We start from the raw sequence: 17,565 nt of genomic DNA, 5'->3' as shown, positions 1-17,565 counted from the left end.
TACGTAGTCTCCGGGGCAGGCGCCGTCGTTTCCCCGGCCGAATCCAGGGCCGCCGAGGGCGCGGAACGGAGCGCCACGATGAGCGTCTCTAGCGACATGATGAAGGACCTGCCCATGTCCGACACCTCGGTGATGTCGGGCATGGACATGACGGCGATGCAGAACTGCATCGACGCATGTTCGGCCTGCATGCAGGCCTGCACGATGTGTTCGGACTCGATGTCGGGCATGGAGGGCATGGGCACCTGCGCCGCGCTCTGCGCCAACTGCGCCGACATGTGCGGCACGATGATGCGGATGATGCTCCGCCCCACGGGCATGGAGCGCGACAGCATGATGGCCGCCCTGGAGGCCTGCATAGCGATGTGCCGTGTCTGCCGGGACGAGTGCACCACTCACATGAGCATGAGCGAGACGTGTGCCATGTGCGCGGCCGCCTGTGACGCCTGCATGACCGCCTGCGAGGACATGATGTCGGCGCTCCGCGCGCCGAGCACCGACTCCTAGACGATCGCCACGTTGTAGCGGTGCCGGCCCACGGCGAGCACCGAGTATGCGTCGTGCAGCGCCACCGGGCAGCCGAGCGGCAAAGAGCCGCCCAGGTCCTGGTGGTGCCACACCGTGCAGACGGCCCCGGTGCGCCATTCGGTGAGCTCCAGTCGGCCGTCGTCCGAGCTGTCAGTCACCACAGCGTCGACCCATCCGCGCGGGCTCACCGCCGAGAGCCGGAGGCGGATCAAGGTCATCGCGTGGCCGGGTCGGTCGTCGCTGCAGGCGGGGGAGTCGCACAGCATGGCGTCCTGCCTCTGTGTGTCGCGAACCATCTGTGCTCCTTCCCGTCCGGTGAACGAGCCCAGGCTAGGTCGGGAGGGTCGGCACCACGAGGCCGGCCGTCATGCAGCGCAACATGCCCCGGCTATTGCCTTCCGCCGCCTCTCGCTCAGCAGGCATTCCGGCCCTCAGCAGGCAGAAACCGCCTGTTGCGGGGTCTGAAGGAGAATCTGCCTGCTGAGCGAGGGGGAGAGGGGGGACGGGGAACCGGCGGGGGCCGGGTCAGTCCCGACCGAGGACCGCGGTGTATGCGCTGTTCGCCAGCTGGCCGCCCAGATGGGCGTAGAGGACGGTGGCGTCGCGCGGGATCTCGCCCGTCGTGACCAGGTCGATCATCCCGGCGAGCGACTTGCCCTCGTAGACCGGGTCGGTGTTGCTCAGGGCTGGAAGGTGACTCCCGGCGCGCCCGAGACGGGGTCCTCGGTGACGACGGCGACGCCCGCGGCGGTCTCCACGTCCGACTCTGCGACCGGGCGGCCCTCCAGCCAGGTGAGCGTCCACGAGCCGGCCGGAGGCTGCGCACGCGCGCCGGAGATCCCCGCCTCGACATCGCGGATCGCGGCGGCGAAGGCGGCGGAGAGGCGGGCGGGCGGCTCCGAGCCGAAGGCCCACCGGGTGCCGAGCCCGATCACCCGATCAGCCCACGTTCAGGTCGTAGGTCACCCATGGCGTCTTCTCGGCGAGCGAGTCGTAGAGCTTCCTGGCCACGGCGTTGTCCTCGGCGGTGATCCAGCGGACGACACCGAAGCCGCGTTCCCGCGCCTCCTGCTTGAGGTGGTTGATGAGTGCGGTGGCGACGCCCTTGCCGCGGTGCTCCTTGGCCACGAAGAGGTCTTCGAGGTAGAGGCCGCGGTCGTTCTCGAGCACCCGGGTGAACTCCAGGATGTGGGCGAGGCCGAGGACCTTGCCGCTCTCGTCCACCGCGACATAGCCGCGGACGGTTGCGCCGTCGCCGTGCAGCCACGCCCATGCCCGCATCGCCCGGTCGTCCTGGAGTGGAGTGTCGTAGAACTCCGCATACCCCAGGAAGAGCTCGTACCAGGCGAAGAAGTCGCCCTGCTCCAGCGGCCGGACCGTGATCGCGGCGGGCGCCGCGACGGCAACCCCTTCGCCGCTCGTCGTCTCGTCTTCGGTGCTCATCGTGTCCCCTGATTCCCCATTGCCGGTTCTCGTCACAGTTCCTCCGCCGGCGCCAGCACGATGTCGGTCACGGCCAGCTCCGGCCCCTGCACGAACGTGAGGTCCTCGATCCGGCCGACCGAGCGGAGGTCGCCCTCGGCCAGCTGGAGCAGTTCCATCTCGGCCTCGGGTCCTGCGATCACCGCTGATGCTACTTGCGTCTTCTGGGAGGCCTTCGCGTCTGTCTTGGCGCGCCGGATCCCGATCAGTGCGGCGCTGGCCAGCTCGAGCAGCTCGGGCTTCGCCGCCTCGTCCAGCGTCCCCGGCTCCGGCCAGGCGGCGCGGTGCACCGAGCCGGTGCCGAACCAGGACCACGCCTCCTCTGTTGCGAAGGGGACGAACGGGGCGAAGAGCCGCAGCAGCACGGTGAGCGCCTCGCGGAGCGCCGCGACGGCGGACTGCTGCCCGTCATCCTCGGTCTCGCCCGCGCCGTACGCGCGCTCCTTGACGAGCTCGAGGTAGTCGTCGCAGAAGGTCCAGAAGAAGGTCTCGGCGACCTCGAGGGCGCGTGCGTGGTCGTAGGAGTCGAACGCCGCGGTGGCGGTCGCGACCACCCCGTCGAGCGTGGCGAGCATGCTCCAGTCGACCGGATGCCGGACCGCTTCCCGGCCCGTCGCCTCGGCCGGGAAGGACAGGATGAACTTCGCCGCGTTGAGGATCTTGATCGCGAGGCGTCGGCCCTTGCGGATCTGCGTGGGGTTCTGGGGGTCGAATGCGGCGTCGGTGCCGAGCCGGCTGGAGGTCGCCCAGTAGCGCACCGCATCCGAGCCGTGCTGCTCGAGGACCGCCGCCGGGGTGACTACGTTCCCCTTGGACTTGGACATCTTCTTGCGGTCGGGGTCCACGATGAAGCCCGAGATCGCGGCGTGCGCCCAGGGGGCGTCGCCGTTCTCGAGCTGCGCCCGGAGCACAGTGGAGAAGAGCCAGGTGCGGATGATGTCCTGCCCCTGCGGGCGGAGGTCGTAGGGGTAGACGAGGTTCCACAGCTCCTCGTCGCGCTCCCAGCCGCCCGCCAGCTGAGGGGTGAGCGACGACGTGGCCCAGGTGTCGAGCACGTCGAGCTCGCCGGCGAACCCGCCGGGCACGCCCCGCTGGGACTCCGAGAACCCCGGTGCGGGATCCGAGGAGGGATCCACGGGGAGAGCGGACTCGTCGGGCACGATCACTCCCTCGAAGATCGGCTCGCCCTGCTCGTCGAGCGGGTACCAGACGGGGATCGGCACCCCGAAGAAGCGCTGCCGAGAGACGAGCCAGTCGCCCGCCAGGCCCTGCACCCAGTTCTCGTACCGCACCCGCATGAACTCGGGCAGGAAGTCGATCCCTCGGCCCAGCTCGAGCAGGCGATCGCGGAGCTGCGGGTCCCGCCCGCCGTTGGTGAGATACCACTGCCGCGTCGACACGATCTCGAGGGGCCGGTCGCCCTTCTCGAAGAACTTCACCGGATGCGTGATCTGCTGCGGCTCGGCGAGCAGGTCTCCGGTCCCGCGCAGCAGCTCGACCATGGTCTGCTTCGCCGAGAACACCGTCTTGCCGGCCAGCTCCGCGTAGGCGGCGCGACCCGCCTCGGTGCTGATCGGCTCGGGAGCCTCGTTCGCGAAGCGGCCGTCGAAGCCGATCACCGAGCGGTTCGGGAGGTCGAGCTCCCGCCACCAGACCACGTCGGTGACGTCGCCGAAGGTGCAGTTCATCGCTATTCCGGTGCCCTTGTCGGCCTGGGCCAGGTGGTGCGCCAGCACGGGCACCTCGACGCCGAACACCGGAGAGGTGACGGTGGTGCCGAACAGGTGCTGGTATCGGGCGTCGTCGGGGTGCGCGATGAGCGCGACGCAGGACGGCAGCAGCTCCGGGCGGCTCGTCTCGATCTCCACGATCGAGCCGTCCGGGGCGTGGAACGCGACCCGGTGGTAGGCGCCGGGCTGCTGACGGTCCTCCAGCTCGGCCTGGGCGACTGCGGTCCGGAAGGTCACGTCCCAGAGGGTCGGGGCGTTCGCCTGGTATGCCTCGCCGCGCGCGAGGTTGCGGAGGAAGGCCCGCTGAGATGCGGCACGGGCGTCATCGCCGATGGTCCGGTACGTCTGCGTCCAGTCCACGGACAGGCCGAGCGCCCGGAACAGCGCCTCGAACTGCTTCTCGTCCTCCACGGTGAGCGCCTCGCACAGCTCGATGAAGTTGCGGCGCGAGATGGGGATCTGGTCGGCCGCCTTGCTGCTCTTGTTGTCGCCGCCCTCGTAGGGCGGGGTGAAGCCGGCCTCATAGGGGAGAGTCGGGTCGCAGCGGACGCCATAGTAGTTCTGCACGCGCCGCTCGGTGGGCAGCCCGTTGTCGTCCCAGCCCATCGGGTAGAAGACGGTCTTGCCGCGCATCCGCTGGTAGCGGGCGATGGCGTCGGTGTGCGTGAAGCTGAAGACGTGCCCGATGTGCAGCGAGCCGGAGGCGGTGGGCGGCGGAGTGTCGATGGAGTAGACGCTCTCCCGTGAGGCGTCACGGGAGAAGCGGTAGGTGCCCTCGGTCTCCCAGCGGTCGCCCCACTTGTCCTCGAGTCCCTCGAGTGCCGGCTTGTCGGGGATGGTCGCGTCGGTCGACATGAGCTGCTCCGGTTCCACTATGTGCGGCACCGCGTGAGGGTGCCTGAATGTCGCCGCTGCGCGGCCCATCCAGAGTACCGGACCCGGCAAGCGGACCGGGCGGAGTCACCAGGGCAGGCGCGGTGACGCGGCGAGGAGGCGCCGGGTGTAGGGGTGGCTCGGGCGGCCGAACACGTCCGGGGTCGGGCCCGTCTCCACGATCCGACCGGAATGCATGACGGCCACCGTGTCGCTCATGTGCTGAACCACGCCCAGGTCGTGCGAGATGAAGAGGTAGCTGAGCCCCAGCTCCCGCTGCAGCTCGTCGAGCAGGTCGAGGACCGTGGCCTGCACGGAGACGTCGAGAGCGGAGACCGGCTCATCGAGGATGAGGATCTGCGGCTCGGAGGCGAGGGCACGAGCGATCGCGACGCGTTGACGCTGGCCGCCTGACAGGTGCAGCGGCCGGCGGGTGAGCACGTCGGGGGACAGGCCAACGGTGGAGAGGAGGTGGTGCACCTCGCGGGTCCGGTTCCCGTGCCGCGATCGACCGGGCTTCCACAGAGCGTCGGTCAGGATGTCGCTGGTCGTCAGGCGGGGATCGAACGAGCTCAACGCGTCCTGATAGACCGAGCCGACAAGAGCACGCAGCGGACGTCGTTCGCTCTCGCGGAGCCGGCTCCACGCCCCGGTGCCCAGGGTCACCTCGCCGGCATCCGGAGGAGTCAGGGCCAGCGCGAGTCGGGCGGTCGTGGACTTCCCCGACCCGGACTCGCCGACCAGGCCGAGGGTGCGCCCGGGTTCGAGGACGAAGGACACGTCGGCGACTGCGGTGACCGACTTCCCGCCGGGAAGGCGGAAGCGCTTCTCCAGCCCCACAGCGCGCAGAGCGGGTGGGTCCTGGCGGGGCGATGATCTCGGGACCTCTTCTCCGGCGGGCCGTGCCATCCGTGCGGCGTGGCTCAGCGGCACACCCCGCGGGCGCCCGAAGGGAACAGCGGCGATCAGCTTGCGCGTCTCCGCCGAGGTCGGGGAAGACAGGAGCTCGGCGGTCGCGCCCTGCTCCACAATGACCCCGTTGCTCAGAACTGCGACGCGGTCGGCGATCTCCGCCACCACGGCGAGATCGTGGCTGATCAGCAGGATCCCGATGCCGCGCTCCTTGAAGCCGCGGAGCAGGTCCAGCACCTGAGCCTGCACCGTCACATCGAGCGCGGTGGTCGGCTCGTCGGCGATCAGCAGCGGCGGGCGGAGGGCGATGGCTGACGCGATCAGGGCGCGCTGGCGCTGCCCGCCCGACAGCTCCCCCTGCCGTTGTCGGAACCGGACTTCGGGATTGTCCAGCCCCGCCTCCCCGAGGGCCTCGAGCACGCGCGCGCGTCGTTGCGTCGGCGTCAGCCGGGTGTGCAGCCGCAGCGCGTCGCCCACCTCTCGACCGATGGGGCGCAATGGATCGAGGGAGACGAGCGCGTCCTGTGAGATCAGGCCTGCATCCCGTCCGCGCACCGTCGCCCACTGCCGCGCGGACAGATCGAGGACCGATCGCCCGGAGAGCTCCATGGTGTCGGCGCGCACCCGCGATCCGCTGCCGGCGAGCCCGAGAACGCTGCGCGCCGTGACGCTCTTGCCCGAGCCCGACTCGCCGACGAGCGCAAGGCACTCGCCGGCCGCCACCCGTAGGTCGATGCCCTGCACGACCTCGCGCTGGCCGAAGTCCACTCGGAGGTTCGTGACGGAGAGCAGTGCGGCTCCCGGGGCCGGGGAGTGCCTCATCGCCGCCGAGTCCGATTTCCGGCAGCGCGCCCGAGCACGGTCGCGCAGATGGCGGTGAGGACGATGAACAGGCCGGGGAAGACGCTCATCCACCACGCAGTCGACAGGTAGGTGCGGCCCGCGGCGAGCATCGCACCCCACTCGGGGGAAGGGGGGACCGCGCCGAGCCCCAGGTAGCTGAGCGCCGACGCCCAGACGATCGCCTGGCCGACGCCCAGAGTTCCGAGGGCGAACAGCGGAGCGAGCGTGTTCGGCAGGACATGTCGGGCGAGGATGCGCATCCTGCCCAGGCCCAGAACGGTTGCTGCCTCGACATACGCGGAGCCCCGCACCGTGATGAGCTGGCTGCGGATGATGCGCGCGTAGCCCGGCGCGGTGGAGAGCCCCACCGCCAGGGTGGTCGTGAGCGCCCCGGGGCCGACGATCACTATCAGGAACAGAGCGAGCAGCAGCCCGGGAAGGGCGAAGAGGACCTCCAGGAACCGGCTCACCCCGAAGTCCACGATCCTGCCCCCGGAACCGGCGAGCACGCCCAGGATCGTGCCGAGGCCCAGGCCGATGGTGCTCGCGGCCACGCCGATGAGGAGTGAGGTGCCGGCGCCGTGCACGACGCGACTGAAGATGCTCCGCCCGGACTCGTCGGTGCCGAGCACCTGCCCGAAGGACGGCGGCTCGAAGGCGTTCGCCGGGTCGATCCCCAGCGGATCCAGGGGGGAGATCAGGTCCGGTGCCAGGGCGGCCAGCAGCAGGAAGGCGAGGAACGCCGCCGAGAGGCCCTCGGCGACGCCGATCCGCCGGAATCCGGAGGCTCTCCCGCGGCGGATGACCGCACTGGCGGCCTGCGCCTCCAGCTCGGTCATGCCGCCCGCCGAGGATCCAGGGCGCGGCTCGCCACGTCGGTGACCGCAGTCGCGACGATGTAGGCCAGAGCCACGAGCAGCACGACGCCGATGACGACGGGGACGTCGCGCTGCGTCACCGCGGCGAGCAGCGTTCTGCCCAGTCCGGGCCTTGCGAAGATCGTCTCGACGACGACCGCACCGCTGATCAGGTAGCCAAACGCCCACCCGGAGAGCGCGATCCCGGGAAGAGCGGCGTGCCGGATGGCGTGCACTCGGCGCACGCCGCGCTCGCTCTCGCCTCGTGCCCGCGCGCTCAGCGCGAACGGGGACTCGAGGGCATCGAGCAGCGACTCGCGCATGACCTGACCCAGGAACCCGGCCAGCGGGATGGCGAGGGTTGCGACGGGAAGGACGAGCCCCGGCACACCCGGGGTGCTGATGGGGGGAACCCAGCCGAGTCCGACGCTGAAGGTGAGGATCAGCAGCGTCGCCAGCCAGAAGTGGGGCAGCCCCGCGCCGACGATCTCCAGCCCCGAGCCGACCCAGTCGCCGACCCGCCCGCCCCGTGTCGACCAGGACGCGACGGTCAGGGCGAGCAGCCACGCCACGGCGAGCGCCAGTCCAGCCAGCAGCAGCGTGCCGGGCAGCTGAGCCAGCAGCAGGGGGGCGACCTCGGTCTTCAGGGAGTACGACGTGCCGAAGTCTCCTGTCGCGAAGCGCGCGAGCTGCCGCAGATACTGCACGAGCAAGGGCTGATCGAGTCCGTACTCCGCTCGGGCGACCGCCAGCGCCTCGGCCGAGGCCTGGGATCCTGGCCCGCCGAGCACCGCCTGCGCGGGGTCGCCCGGGATCAGCCGGATCCCGAAGAACGTGAGCGTCGCGACCGACCACAGGACGAAGATGCCGCCTCCCAGGCGGACGAGGAGCTGGAGGGGCGCCCGGGCGACCCTCCAGCGGGCCGGAGGCGGCGCCCCGTCAGTCCGCCAGCCAGGCGTCATAGAAGGTCGGTGTCGACACGGTCGGCAGGGCTCGGAGGCCGGCCACCCTGTCCCGCAGCAGGTAGTGGTTCTGCTGGTCGTAGAGCGGCAGGATGTAGAACCCCTCGAGCACGACCGCCTGTGCGTCCGCGTAGAGCGCGGCCCGCTCGGTGGCATCCGAGGTCTCGCCGGCCCGCGTCAGCAGGTCGTCGAGCTCGGGGATCGACACCTGTGCGTGATTGGCGAAGTAGCCGCTGGGTGCGGGGGTGATGCCGTCCGAGTGGTACAGGATCCGGAGCACGTCCGGCCCCACCTTGGTGTAGGGGGCGCTCACCAGGTCGTACTCGTTCGCTCCGAGCGCGGCGTACCAGCTCCCCAGATCGAGCAGTCTCAGCTTCACCTCGAAGCCGGCCTCCTTGGTCGTGGCCTGGATCTGCTCGAAGAGGGACTGCTCTGCGGGGATCGACTGGTTCGTGCTCACCGGGAATTCGACGGTGAGGCGAGTTCCGTTCTTCACCCGGTAGCCCTCTGAGTCGCGCTCGCTCCACCCGGCCCCGTCGAGGAGCGAGTTCGCCTCGTCGAGGTTGAAGGCGAAGGGAGCAGGGTCGGAGTAGGCGAGCGACTCGACGCTCGCGAGCGGCGAGTAGGAGCGCTCCGCCGTCCCGAAGAAGAGACTCTCGATGCCATCATCCACGCCCGCGGAGCGGATGAAGGCCTCCCGGACCTCTTCAGAGTCGAACGGCGCCTTGCCCGAGTTGAATTCGATCCGGTTCACGGAGCCGGGCCGGGGGGCGTCCAGCGAGGTGATTCCGTCCTCCGTCTGCGCCGCGACGAGGGCGTCGGGCTGAGCGTTGTCGATCACGTCCACCTGACCCGCCTGGAGCGCCGCGTAGCGCGACGCCGAGTCGGGGAGGAAGCGCCAGACGATCTTCTCCAGGTACGCCGGCCCCTCATGCGCGGCGTCGGCCGGCGGCGACACGTAGTCGTCGTTGCGCACCAGGGTGATCGAGTCCTGTTTGACCCATTCGCTGACGCTGAAGGGTCCTGTGCCGATCGGGGACTCGCAGTTCTGCTCGATACCCCGCGTCATTCCGGCGGGCGACTCCATGGCCACCCAGGGCTGGGACAGGGACTCGAGGAGCGCGCTGTCCGGAGCGCTGAGGTCGAACCGGACGGTTCCGGCATCGACGACCTCGACGTTGTCCACCTTTCCCATCGCGAGGTATCCCGTCGATGAGCCGGTGGCGGGATCCTGCACATGCTCGATGCTCGCCTTGACCGCCTCTGCGTCGAACGGAGTCCCGTCGGTGAAGGTCACGTCATCGCGCAGCGTGAACGTCCAGCTCAGGCCGTCCTCGGCCTCGGACCACTCGCTCGCGAGCCACGGAACGATCTCGCCCTCGGCGTCCCTGGAGACGAGGGACTCGAGGAACTGGCCGCTGATCAGAGCTTGGGGGTAGTTGCCGCCGACGTGCGGGTCGAGGCAGGTCGGCTCTGCATCGCCGGACGCGTAGGTGAGAGTCCCTCCTGGCGTCGGCCCCGCCGCGGGCGAAGATGGGGAAGCGGCGGGAGCGCAGCCGGTGAGGAGCAGGATCCCCGTGGCTCCGGCCGCGACGAGCAGGGCAGCGATTCGGGGAGGGCGGGACATCGTGAGCGACAAGGTTCTCTCTTCCGGCGTGATTAACTAGACGCAGTCTAATATCATTCCTCGAGTGAGGAGGCGACCCATGACGACACGCACCGCCCGGCCTGGTCGGCCTCGGAGTTCCTCCCGCGCGGCGATCGAGGACGCCGCAGGCGAGCTCTTCCTGGAGCGCGGCTTCGGTCACACGACGATCGAACAGATCACCCAGCGGGCGGGCGTGAGCCGGGCCACGTTCTTCAACTACTTCACGGCGAAGAGCGACGTGCTCTGGAGTGCTTTCGACGACAGCGCGGGCAGGCTCGGGGACGAGCTCGCGGCCGTCCGGCCCGATCTGCCGCCGCTCGAGGGGGTCCGCCGTGCCGTGCTCGCCGTGGCGGAGGACTTCGGCCCGGAGCGCGCACCGTGGGCCGCGACGGAAGCTGAGGTCATGGGCATCGGCGAGGAGCTCAGGATCTCGGGCCTGCCGCGCTTCGCGGCTCAGGCGGCGCTGCTCGGCGAGCACCTGCGGGCCCTTCTGGCGCTCCCTCGCTCCGATTCGCGCCCGTCCGCGGCGGCGGCGGCGATCACGGCCGCCGTGGTCAGCGCGGCGGGGAGCTGGGTGCGGGCCGGGACCGGACGGGGCCCCCTCGCGCCCTACGTCGATGAGGTGATCACCCCCATCTGTCTCGGCTTCGCCGACGTATTCGGCGCGCCCGCCGAAGCCGGCCCCCGCGCCGGTCCCGACCGGCGACAGGAGGACGGGTGGGGCCCGACCGGCAGGGGCCGGTCCGGAGGCTGAGCCGCTAGGCTGGCGGCAACGACATCGATCCGGCCATCACCGGGGAGTCTTCGGAAGAACGGCCCGCAGGGCTCAGTAGAACCGAACGGTCCGGCCCGTCATCACCGTAACGAGTGGGTGGCCGGTCCCGACCGGCGGCCAAACGAGGTGGTACCGCGTCGCAAGGCGTCCTCGTGCGGAGCAGTCGCGCAGCACAGGAGCCAGATGTACCCCAAGGATTCCCGCCCCACCGACCACCAGGGCGCCGCCTTCGGCGTGCCCCCGTCGCCCCGGTTCCCCGACCTGGAGCAGGAGATCCTCGCCTTCTGGGCGGAGGACGGCACCTTCCAGGCGTCCATCGACCGCCGTGATGGCGCGCCCGAGTGGGTGTTCTACGACGGCCCGCCGTTCGCCAACGGCCTGCCGCACTACGGCCACCTGCTCACCGGCTACGCGAAGGACGTGTTCCCGCGCTACCAGACCATGCGGGGCAAGCAGGTGCATCGGCGGTTCGGCTGGGACACCCACGGGCTCCCCGCCGAGCTGGAGGCCATGCGGCAGCTGGGCATCACGACCAAGGCCGAGATCGAGCAGATGGGCGTCGAGGCGTTCAACGCCGAGGCTCGGGCATCGGTGCTCCGGTACACCGCGGAGTGGGAGCAGTACGTCACCCGATCCGCCCGCTGGGTCGACTTCGAGAACGACTACAAGACGCTCGACGTGTCCTACATGGAGAGCGTCCTCTGGGCGTTCAAGCAGCTGCACGACAAGGGCCTCGCGTACGAGGGCTTCCGGGTGCTGCCCTACTGCTGGAACGACGAGACACCGCTGTCGAACCACGAGCTTCGGATGGACGACGACGTCTACAAGATGCGGCAGGACCAGACCGTGACGGTGACCTTCCCCCTGGTGGGCACCAAGGCGGAGAGCATGGGACTCACCGGCACCAGGGCGCTCGCCTGGACCACCACCCCGTGGACCCTCCCGACCAACATGGCGCTCGCCGTGGGACCCGACATCGAGTACGCGGTGATCCGCAGCGGCCCGAACGGCACGCCCGATTCCCCGGCGCCGGACGGCCTCTCCAGCGAGGTGGGGGAGGGCATCCCGCTCGACCGCGAGGTGCTCGGCGCCGACTACCTGCTCGCCAAGGCCCTCGTCGGCAGCTATGCCAAGGACCTCGGCTACGACAGCGCCGAGGCCGCGGAGGCGTCGATCGAGCGCACCTTCCTCGGCAGCGAGCTGGCGGGCATCGACTACGACCGGCTCTGGGACCACTACGCCGACACCGAGCGGTGGGGCACCGGGAACGCCTGGCGCATCCTCGTGGCCGACTACGTGACCACGGGCGATGGCACGGGCATCGTGCATCAGGCGCCCGCCTACGGCGAGGACGACCAGCTGATCTGCACGGCGGCCGGGATCCCCACCATCATGTCGGTCGACGACGGCGCGAAGTTCCTGCCGATGTTCGGCGAGATCGCAGGCATGCAGGTGTTCGATGCGAACAAGCCGATCACGCGGGACCTGCGCGAGCGGGGCCGGCTGCTGCGCCAGGCCAGCTATGAGCACTCCTACCCGCACTGCTGGCGGTGCCGCAATCCGCTGATCTACAAGGCCGTCTCCAGCTGGTTCGTTCGTGTCTCGCAGTTCCGCGAGCGCATGGAGGAGCTCAAACAGCAGATCACCTGGGGTCCCGAAAACGTCAAGGACGGCCAGTTCGGCAAGTGGATCGCGGGCGCCCGGGACTGGTCGATCTCCCGCAACCGGTACTGGGGAAGCCCCATCCCGGTCTGGAAGAGCGACGACCCCGAGCACCCCCGCGTCGACGTGTACGGCTCCCTCGAGGAGCTCCAGCGCGACTTCGGCACCCTTCCGCGGGACGCCGACGGCCGACCGGACCTGCACCGGCCGTTCATCGACGAGCTCACCCGACCGAACCCGGACGATCCGACCGGTCGCAGCACGATGCGCCGGATCCCCGATGTGCTCGACGTCTGGTTCGACTCCGGATCGATGCCCTTCGCCCAGGTGCACTACCCGTTCGAGAACGCCGACTGGTTCGCCTCGCACAGCCCGGCCGACTTCATCGTCGAGTACATCGGCCAGACACGGGGCTGGTTCTACCTCCTGCATGTGCTCTCCACCGCGCTCTTCGACCGGCCCGCGTTCAAGAACGTCGTGAGTCACGGGATCGTCCTGGGCAACGACGGCCAGAAGATGTCCAAGAGCCTGCGCAACTACCCGGACGTCAGCGAGGTGTTCGCCCGCGACGGCTCCGACGCGATGCGCTGGTTCCTGATGGCGAGCCCGGTGCTCCGCGGCGGCAACCTGGTCGTCACGGAGGAGGGCATCCGCGAGGGCGTGCGGCAGCTGCTGCTGCCGCTGTGGAGCACCTACTACTTCTTCACCCTCTACGCGAACGCCGCGGGGGACGGTGCCGGATACGAGGCGAGGCGGGGTACGCAGTCCACGGACGTGCTCGACCGCTACATCCTCGCCAAGCTCGGCGACCTGGCGCGAGGAGTGACGACGGACCTCGACGGACTCGACGCGAGCTCCGCCGCCGCGCGGCTCCGCGACTTCGCGGACGTGCTCACCAACTGGTACGTCCGCCGCAGCCGGGACCGATTCTGGTCAGGGGATCCGGCGGCGTTCGACACCCTCTTCACGGTGCTCGAGACGTTCGTCAGGATCGCGGCGCCCCTGCTCCCACTGGCGACGGAGAAGATCTGGCGCGGGCTCACGGGGGAGCGGAGCGTCCATCTCACCGACTGGCCCGAGGCGGCGGACTTCCCTGCCGACGACGCACTGGTGCGCGAGATGGACCGGGTGCGCGCCATCACGTCCTCCGCGCTGGCCCTCCGCAAGCAGGCCGGGCTGCGGGTCCGGCTGCCGCTCGCCGGCCTCACCATCGTGACCCAGGAGGCGGCGGCGCTCGCCCCCTTCGAGGCCATCCTCCGAGACGAGCTGAACCTCAAGAGCATCGACCTCGTCGACCTGTCGGCCACCAGCGCGTCGGACTACGGGATCACCTCCCGACTCTCGGTCAACGCCCGGGCGCTCGGTCCCCGCATCGGTCGTGAGGTGCAGCGGGTCATCCAGGCGGCGAAGGCCGGCGACTGGAGCGAGCACGCCGGCGTCGTCACCGCGGGAGGCCTGCCGCTGGAGCCGGGGGAGTACGACCTCGCCCTCGAGATCAGCGGCGCGGCCCGGCATCAGGCCATCGGCCTGCTTCCCGCAGGAGGCTTCCTGCTGCTCGACACGGCGGTGACCGCAGAACTCGAGGCAGAGGGCCGCGCCCGGGACCTCGTCCGCGACGTGCAGCAGGCCCGGCGCTCGGCCGGACTCGATGTGTCGGACCGGATCGAGCTGCATTTCGAGGGCGACGAGGAGCTCGCCGACGTGCTGGACCGCTTCGGCGAGCTGTTGACGAAGGAGACGCTCACGGTACGACTCGACTTCACGGCCGCGACCGTGGAATCCACGGGGCGGATGATGCGTTGGGCCGATGGATATCTCACGATCCTGGATCCAGGAACGTGGGGAGCACGCGAGGGCGGCCGCTTCGAGCTGCGCCGCGCAGGACGGATGGTGACCCATGTCTGATCGTGACGACGCGACGTACGACCCCGACGACCCCCGGTTCGATCCGAGGTACGGCGGTGAGCCGCTCGAGTCCGACGCGCAGGCGCGTGCCGACGAGGACGCGGAGCTGTTGGGCTCGCTCGCGCCTCGACTGGGCCCTGACACTCCGGAGTTCGGACCCGAGCCGACCGAGCTGGACCGTGAGCGCGCGGATCGCGTCTTCGCCGAGCTGCTCACGCGGCTCGGGGAGGGGGACCCCCAGCCTCGCCTCGAGCCGGTCCGCCGCGCCGTCGAACTGCTCGGCGATCCTCAGCGCGCGCATCCCGTGATCCACATCACCGGCACCAACGGCAAGACGAGCACCAGCCGCATCATCGAGAGTCTGCTGCGGGCGCACGGCCTGCGCACCGGCCTCCTCACCAGCCCCCATCTGACCCGCTTCAACGAGCGGATCCTCATCGACGGCGAGCCGATCAGCGACGAGCGCCTGGCGGCGAACTGGCGCGACATCCAGCCCTACCTGGCGATGGTCGACGCGAGCCTGGCCGAGGCGGGAGAGCTGCGGCTCACCTACTTCGAGGCCCTCGTCGTGCTCGGGTTCGCCGCCTTCGCGGACGCGCCCGTCGACGTGGCCGTCATCGAGGTCGGCATGGGCGGCGAATGGGACGCGACCAACGTGGTGGAGAGTCAGGTGGCGGTGTTCACCCCCATCGCGCTCGATCACCAGGCCCGGCTCGGCTCCACCGTGGCGGAGATCGCCCGCACCAAGTCCGGCATCATCAAGCCGCTCTCCGAGGTGGTCAGCGCGGCGCAGCCGGGCGCGGCCCTCGCCGAGCTGCAGCGCGCCGCCGAGCTCACCGAGTCCCGGCTCGTGGTCGAGGAATCCGGGTTCTCCGTCACGACGGCGGTCGCGGTCGGCGGGCAGCTCGTCACCATCCGCGGCCGCGCCGGCACCTATGCGGACGTCTTCCTCCCGCTCTACGGAGAGCACCAGGCGCACAACGCCGCCCTCGCGGTGGCCGCGGTCGAGTCGTTCCTCGGCGGCGGGGCGACCCCGCTCGAGCAGGAGCTGGTGGTCGAGGGACTGGCCACAGCGACGTCCCCGGGCCGCCTGCAGCTCGTCGGCGTGGAGCCGACAGTGCTCGTGGACGCGGCGCACAACCCGCACGGTGCGCAGTCGCTGGCCGCCGCCCTGCGCACCTACTTCTCGTTCTCGCCGGTCATCGCGGTGGTCGGCATCCTCGACGACAAGGACGCCGAGGGCATGTTCCGCGCGCTCGCGCCGGTCGTCGACGAGTTCGTGGTGACCACGGCGCCCTCCGATCGGGCCACCGATGCCGACGATCTGGCCGCCATCGCAGTGCGGGTCGCCGGCGCCGAGCGGGTGCGGGTCGAGCCGTCGCTGCGCGCTGCGCTCGACGCGGCGCGGGACGAGGCGTCCGAGCACGAGAACGGCGCGGTCGTGGTCTTCGGGTCCATCACCCTCGTGGGCCACGTGCTCGGCATCGCCGAGGACGAGGCCTGGAAGCCGTAGTCGTGGCGCGGCCACGTCGCGGCCGCGGCGTGCGCGAGAGCATCGGCTCGATCGTGCTCGGCTTCGAGCTCGTGGTCGTGTTCCTCGCCGCCCTGGTGATCTTCGGCCTCGGGGCGCTGCCGCCCGTGGTCGCGCTCGGCGGCGGGGGAGCGCTCATCGTCGTGATGGCGGTCGCGATCCGCACGCTCGCCTCGACCGTGGGCGTCGTGCTGGGCTGGATCGTGCAGGCCGCTCTCATCGCCAGCGGCTTCCTGGTCCCCGAGATCTTTCTCGTCGGCATCCTGTTCGTGGCGATCTGGGCGTACTGCATGATTGTGGGCGGACGCATCGACCGCCAGAAGGCGGCGGAGTAGGAGGAACCGTGGACGTGCAAGAGACTCTGGTGCTGGTGAAGCCGGACGGCGTCGCCCGCAATCTCACGGGCGAGATCCTGCGGCGCATCGAGGCCAAGGGATACGCGCTCGTCGACATCCGACTGGTGCAGGCGGACCGCGATCTGCTGGGCCAGCACTACGCCGAGCACGAGGGCAAGCCGTTCTACCAGCCGCTCGTCGAGTTCATGGAGTCCGGTCCGGTCGTCGCCATGCGGATCGCCGGGAACCGGGTCATCGAGGGCTTCCGATCGCTGGCGGGGACGACGGACCCCACCACGGCCGCGCCCGGCACCATCCGCGGCGACCTCGGCCGCGACTGGGGCCTGAAGGTGCAGCAGAACCTGGTGCACGGCAGCGACTCCCCGGAGTCTGCCGAGCGCGAGCTCGCCCTCTGGTTTGGGTGATCGCGAGCGCGCAGCGACCTGGCCGCCCGACTCGCCACTTGGTTGCGCTTCTGGCCGCCTGACGCGTCACTTCGTGGCACGTCGGCAGCCGTTCCGGGCGACAACCCGGGCACTCAGGCGAACAGGGTGACCAGGAGTGTCGGGAAGTTCAGCAGGATGATCGCGACGATCAGCAAGTAGTCGAGCAGGACGATCAGAAACGTCCACGGCAGAGCCTGGCGGAAGAGCGAGGCGGCGCCATCGGGGAGGCCGAAGTTCCGGCCGAGATTGTTCACCGTCGCGTACCAGAACAGCGGGATCGTGACGAGCCAGACGAGCATGCAGTAGGGGCAGAGCATCCCGATGGCGAACACCGCCTGCACCATCAGCCAGTGGATGAAGACGATCGCGAACAGCAGCCCCAGGTTGTAGAGCACCCAGAACCACCGGGCAAAGCGAGCTCCGGCAAGCAGAGCGACGCCGACCGCGACCGGTGCGACGTAGGCCATCATCCCGAGCATCGGGTTGGGGAAGCCGAACACTGAGCCTTGCGCGCTCGTGATGACCTCACCGCATGACACGAACGGGCTGATGTCGCAGCTGAGCTTGACGCCCGGGTGGAGAAGTAGCTCGATGCGCTCGAGGGTGAGCTGGAACGCGGAGTACAGCCCGACCAGGCCGGTGACGATGAACAGCAGGGCGATCCAGATCGGCTGCCTTGCCGCGCTGGGAGCCGTCGCCTCTTCGGTCGCGTTCGCCGTCGCTGGGGGAGCCGTCATGGGGCGATTCTCCCATGCGCCCCGCAGGCGTCCCCGGGGCGACGGGCCGTGGCGACCCGGGGCTGCGGCCGATGAATTCCGGTCGAGCCCACGCCGACCGACAGCGCATGCGATAATCGGGGAAGACCCGCGCCGCGCGTGGGTCGGAAGACTTTTCCGCGCCGCACTCCGGCCGGACCAGCGGATCCATAAGATCCGCGGAGCACCGACGGTGCTCTGAGCGGGAAGCTCGACACAAGAGTTTCGGTGGGCAGGGCCCACCGCGAAGCACGGGATGTGGCGGCGCGGAGGCCGCACCCGCAGGGGAGTGCACCAGCGATGGTGGATGAGACAGACAAG

General features: G+C 70.1%; 15 protein-coding genes and 1 pseudogene. 5 read left to right on the top strand and 11 right to left on the bottom strand.

The genetic code is table 11. The annotated features are described in order from the left end of the window. From JWR33_RS12675 to JWR33_RS12630, 10 genes and pseudogenes are all read right to left on the bottom strand, one after another. Nucleotides 1–335, bottom strand: a 335-nt coding sequence (locus JWR33_RS12675) for a hypothetical protein (RefSeq protein WP_297412277.1), incomplete at its 3' end; no start/stop codon positions are given. A 168-nt stretch (nt 336–503) separates the two neighbouring features. Then, nucleotides 504–824 carry a hypothetical protein gene (locus JWR33_RS12670; protein ID WP_297412276.1) on the bottom strand — a complete coding sequence of 107 codons (321 nt, stop codon included), beginning with the start codon at nt 822–824 and terminating at the stop codon, nt 504–506. A gap of 229 nt (nt 825–1,053) precedes the next feature. Beyond that, a pseudogene (locus JWR33_RS12665) lies at nt 1,054–1,203 on the bottom strand (aminocyclopropane-1-carboxylate deaminase/D-cysteine desulfhydrase family protein); the annotation flags it as partial. A 5-nt stretch (nt 1,204–1,208) separates the two neighbouring features. Then, a complete protein-coding gene (locus JWR33_RS12660) occupies nt 1,209–1,463 on the bottom strand; it encodes a hypothetical protein (RefSeq protein WP_297412275.1) in 255 nt (84 codons plus the stop codon). Between the two features lie 4 nt (nt 1,464–1,467). After that, nucleotides 1,468–1,971 (bottom strand): GNAT family N-acetyltransferase, encoded by a 504-nt coding sequence (locus tag JWR33_RS12655; RefSeq protein WP_297412274.1) that lies wholly within the window; start codon nt 1,969–1,971, stop codon nt 1,468–1,470. A gap of 32 nt (nt 1,972–2,003) precedes the next feature. Beyond that, the gene (gene valS / locus JWR33_RS12650; protein WP_297412281.1) at nt 2,004–4,595 is read right to left on the bottom strand and encodes a valine--tRNA ligase; all 2,592 of its coding nucleotides are present in this window, start codon (nt 4,593–4,595) and stop codon (nt 2,004–2,006) included. Nucleotides 4,596–4,700: 105 nt separating this feature from the next. Next, a complete protein-coding gene (locus tag JWR33_RS12645; protein ID WP_297412273.1) occupies nt 4,701–6,347 on the bottom strand; it encodes an ABC transporter ATP-binding protein in 1,647 nt (548 codons plus the stop codon). After that, nucleotides 6,344–7,207 carry an ABC transporter permease gene (locus JWR33_RS12640; protein WP_297412272.1) on the bottom strand — a complete coding sequence of 288 codons (864 nt, stop codon included), beginning with the start codon at nt 7,205–7,207 and terminating at the stop codon, nt 6,344–6,346. Before JWR33_RS12640 ends, JWR33_RS12645 begins: the two co-directional genes overlap by 4 nt. Next, the gene (locus tag JWR33_RS12635) at nt 7,204–8,187 is read right to left on the bottom strand and encodes an ABC transporter permease (protein WP_297412271.1); all 984 of its coding nucleotides are present in this window, start codon (nt 8,185–8,187) and stop codon (nt 7,204–7,206) included. Before JWR33_RS12635 ends, JWR33_RS12640 begins: the two co-directional genes overlap by 4 nt. After that, nucleotides 8,165–9,814: an ABC transporter substrate-binding protein gene (locus tag JWR33_RS12630; RefSeq protein ID WP_297412280.1), complete on the bottom strand. Its 1,650-nt coding sequence runs from the start codon at nt 9,812–9,814 to the stop codon at nt 8,165–8,167. Before JWR33_RS12630 ends, JWR33_RS12635 begins: the two co-directional genes overlap by 23 nt. Nucleotides 9,815–9,893: 79 nt before the next feature. On the opposite strand from JWR33_RS12630, the gene JWR33_RS12625 reads away from it, so the two are divergent. From JWR33_RS12625 to ndk, 5 genes are all read left to right on the top strand, one after another. Then, nucleotides 9,894–10,589: a TetR family transcriptional regulator gene (locus tag JWR33_RS12625; protein ID WP_297412270.1), complete on the top strand. Its 696-nt coding sequence runs from the start codon at nt 9,894–9,896 to the stop codon at nt 10,587–10,589. A gap of 204 nt (nt 10,590–10,793) precedes the next feature. Continuing rightward, nucleotides 10,794–14,177, top strand: coding sequence for an isoleucine--tRNA ligase (gene ileS / locus JWR33_RS12620; protein ID WP_297412269.1), 3,384 nt, complete (start codon nt 10,794–10,796; stop codon nt 14,175–14,177). Next, nucleotides 14,170–15,690, top strand: coding sequence for a folylpolyglutamate synthase/dihydrofolate synthase family protein (locus JWR33_RS12615; protein ID WP_297412268.1), 1,521 nt, complete (start codon nt 14,170–14,172; stop codon nt 15,688–15,690). Before ileS ends, JWR33_RS12615 begins: the two co-directional genes overlap by 8 nt. A 2-nt stretch (nt 15,691–15,692) precedes the next feature. After that, on the top strand, nt 15,693–16,043 hold the full coding sequence (locus tag JWR33_RS12610) for a DUF4233 domain-containing protein (protein ID WP_297412267.1): 351 nt from the start codon (nt 15,693–15,695) through the stop codon (nt 16,041–16,043). An 8-nt stretch (nt 16,044–16,051) separates the two neighbouring features. Beyond that, nucleotides 16,052–16,468, top strand: coding sequence for a nucleoside-diphosphate kinase (ndk, locus tag JWR33_RS12605; RefSeq protein WP_297412266.1), 417 nt, complete (start codon nt 16,052–16,054; stop codon nt 16,466–16,468). A 113-nt stretch (nt 16,469–16,581) separates the two neighbouring features. On the opposite strand, the gene JWR33_RS12600 is transcribed toward ndk, so the two are convergent. Further along, nucleotides 16,582–17,226, bottom strand: coding sequence for a vitamin K epoxide reductase family protein (locus tag JWR33_RS12600; RefSeq protein ID WP_297412265.1), 645 nt, complete (start codon nt 17,224–17,226; stop codon nt 16,582–16,584). Nucleotides 17,227–17,565 lie beyond the last annotated feature (339 nt).

It is taken from the genome of Naasia sp. (assembly GCF_025465545.1).
In the GTDB taxonomy this organism is placed as follows: domain Bacteria; phylum Actinomycetota; class Actinomycetes; order Actinomycetales; family Microbacteriaceae; genus Naasia.
The sequence above is the reverse complement of the archived record's forward strand: the minus strand, read 5'-3'. Positions and strand labels throughout refer to the sequence as shown.

What these genes read in the sequence shown, in the direction of transcription:
- JWR33_RS12670 (WP_297412276.1), bottom strand. Translation starts at nt 824, where the DNA reads ATGGTTCGCGACACACAGAGGCAGGACGCCATGCTGTGCGACTCCCCC.
- JWR33_RS12655 (WP_297412274.1), bottom strand. Translation starts at nt 1,971, where the DNA reads ATGAGCACCGAAGACGAGACGACGAGCGGCGAAGGGGTTGCCGTCGCG.
- valS (WP_297412281.1), bottom strand. Translation starts at nt 4,595, where the DNA reads ATGTCGACCGACGCGACCATCCCCGACAAGCCGGCACTCGAGGGACTC.
- JWR33_RS12645 (WP_297412273.1), bottom strand. Translation starts at nt 6,347, where the DNA reads ATGAGGCACTCCCCGGCCCCGGGAGCCGCACTGCTCTCCGTCACGAAC.
- JWR33_RS12640 (WP_297412272.1), bottom strand. Translation starts at nt 7,207, where the DNA reads ATGACCGAGCTGGAGGCGCAGGCCGCCAGTGCGGTCATCCGCCGCGGG.
- JWR33_RS12635 (WP_297412271.1), bottom strand. Translation starts at nt 8,187, where the DNA reads ATGACGCCTGGCTGGCGGACTGACGGGGCGCCGCCTCCGGCCCGCTGG.
- JWR33_RS12630 (WP_297412280.1), bottom strand. Translation starts at nt 9,814, where the DNA reads ATGTCCCGCCCTCCCCGAATCGCTGCCCTGCTCGTCGCGGCCGGAGCC.
- JWR33_RS12625 (WP_297412270.1), top strand. Translation starts at nt 9,894, where the DNA reads ATGACGACACGCACCGCCCGGCCTGGTCGGCCTCGGAGTTCCTCCCGC.
- ileS (WP_297412269.1), top strand. Translation starts at nt 10,794, where the DNA reads ATGTACCCCAAGGATTCCCGCCCCACCGACCACCAGGGCGCCGCCTTC.
- JWR33_RS12615 (WP_297412268.1), top strand. Translation starts at nt 14,170, where the DNA reads ATGTCTGATCGTGACGACGCGACGTACGACCCCGACGACCCCCGGTTC.
- JWR33_RS12600 (WP_297412265.1), bottom strand. Translation starts at nt 17,226, where the DNA reads ATGACGGCTCCCCCAGCGACGGCGAACGCGACCGAAGAGGCGACGGCT.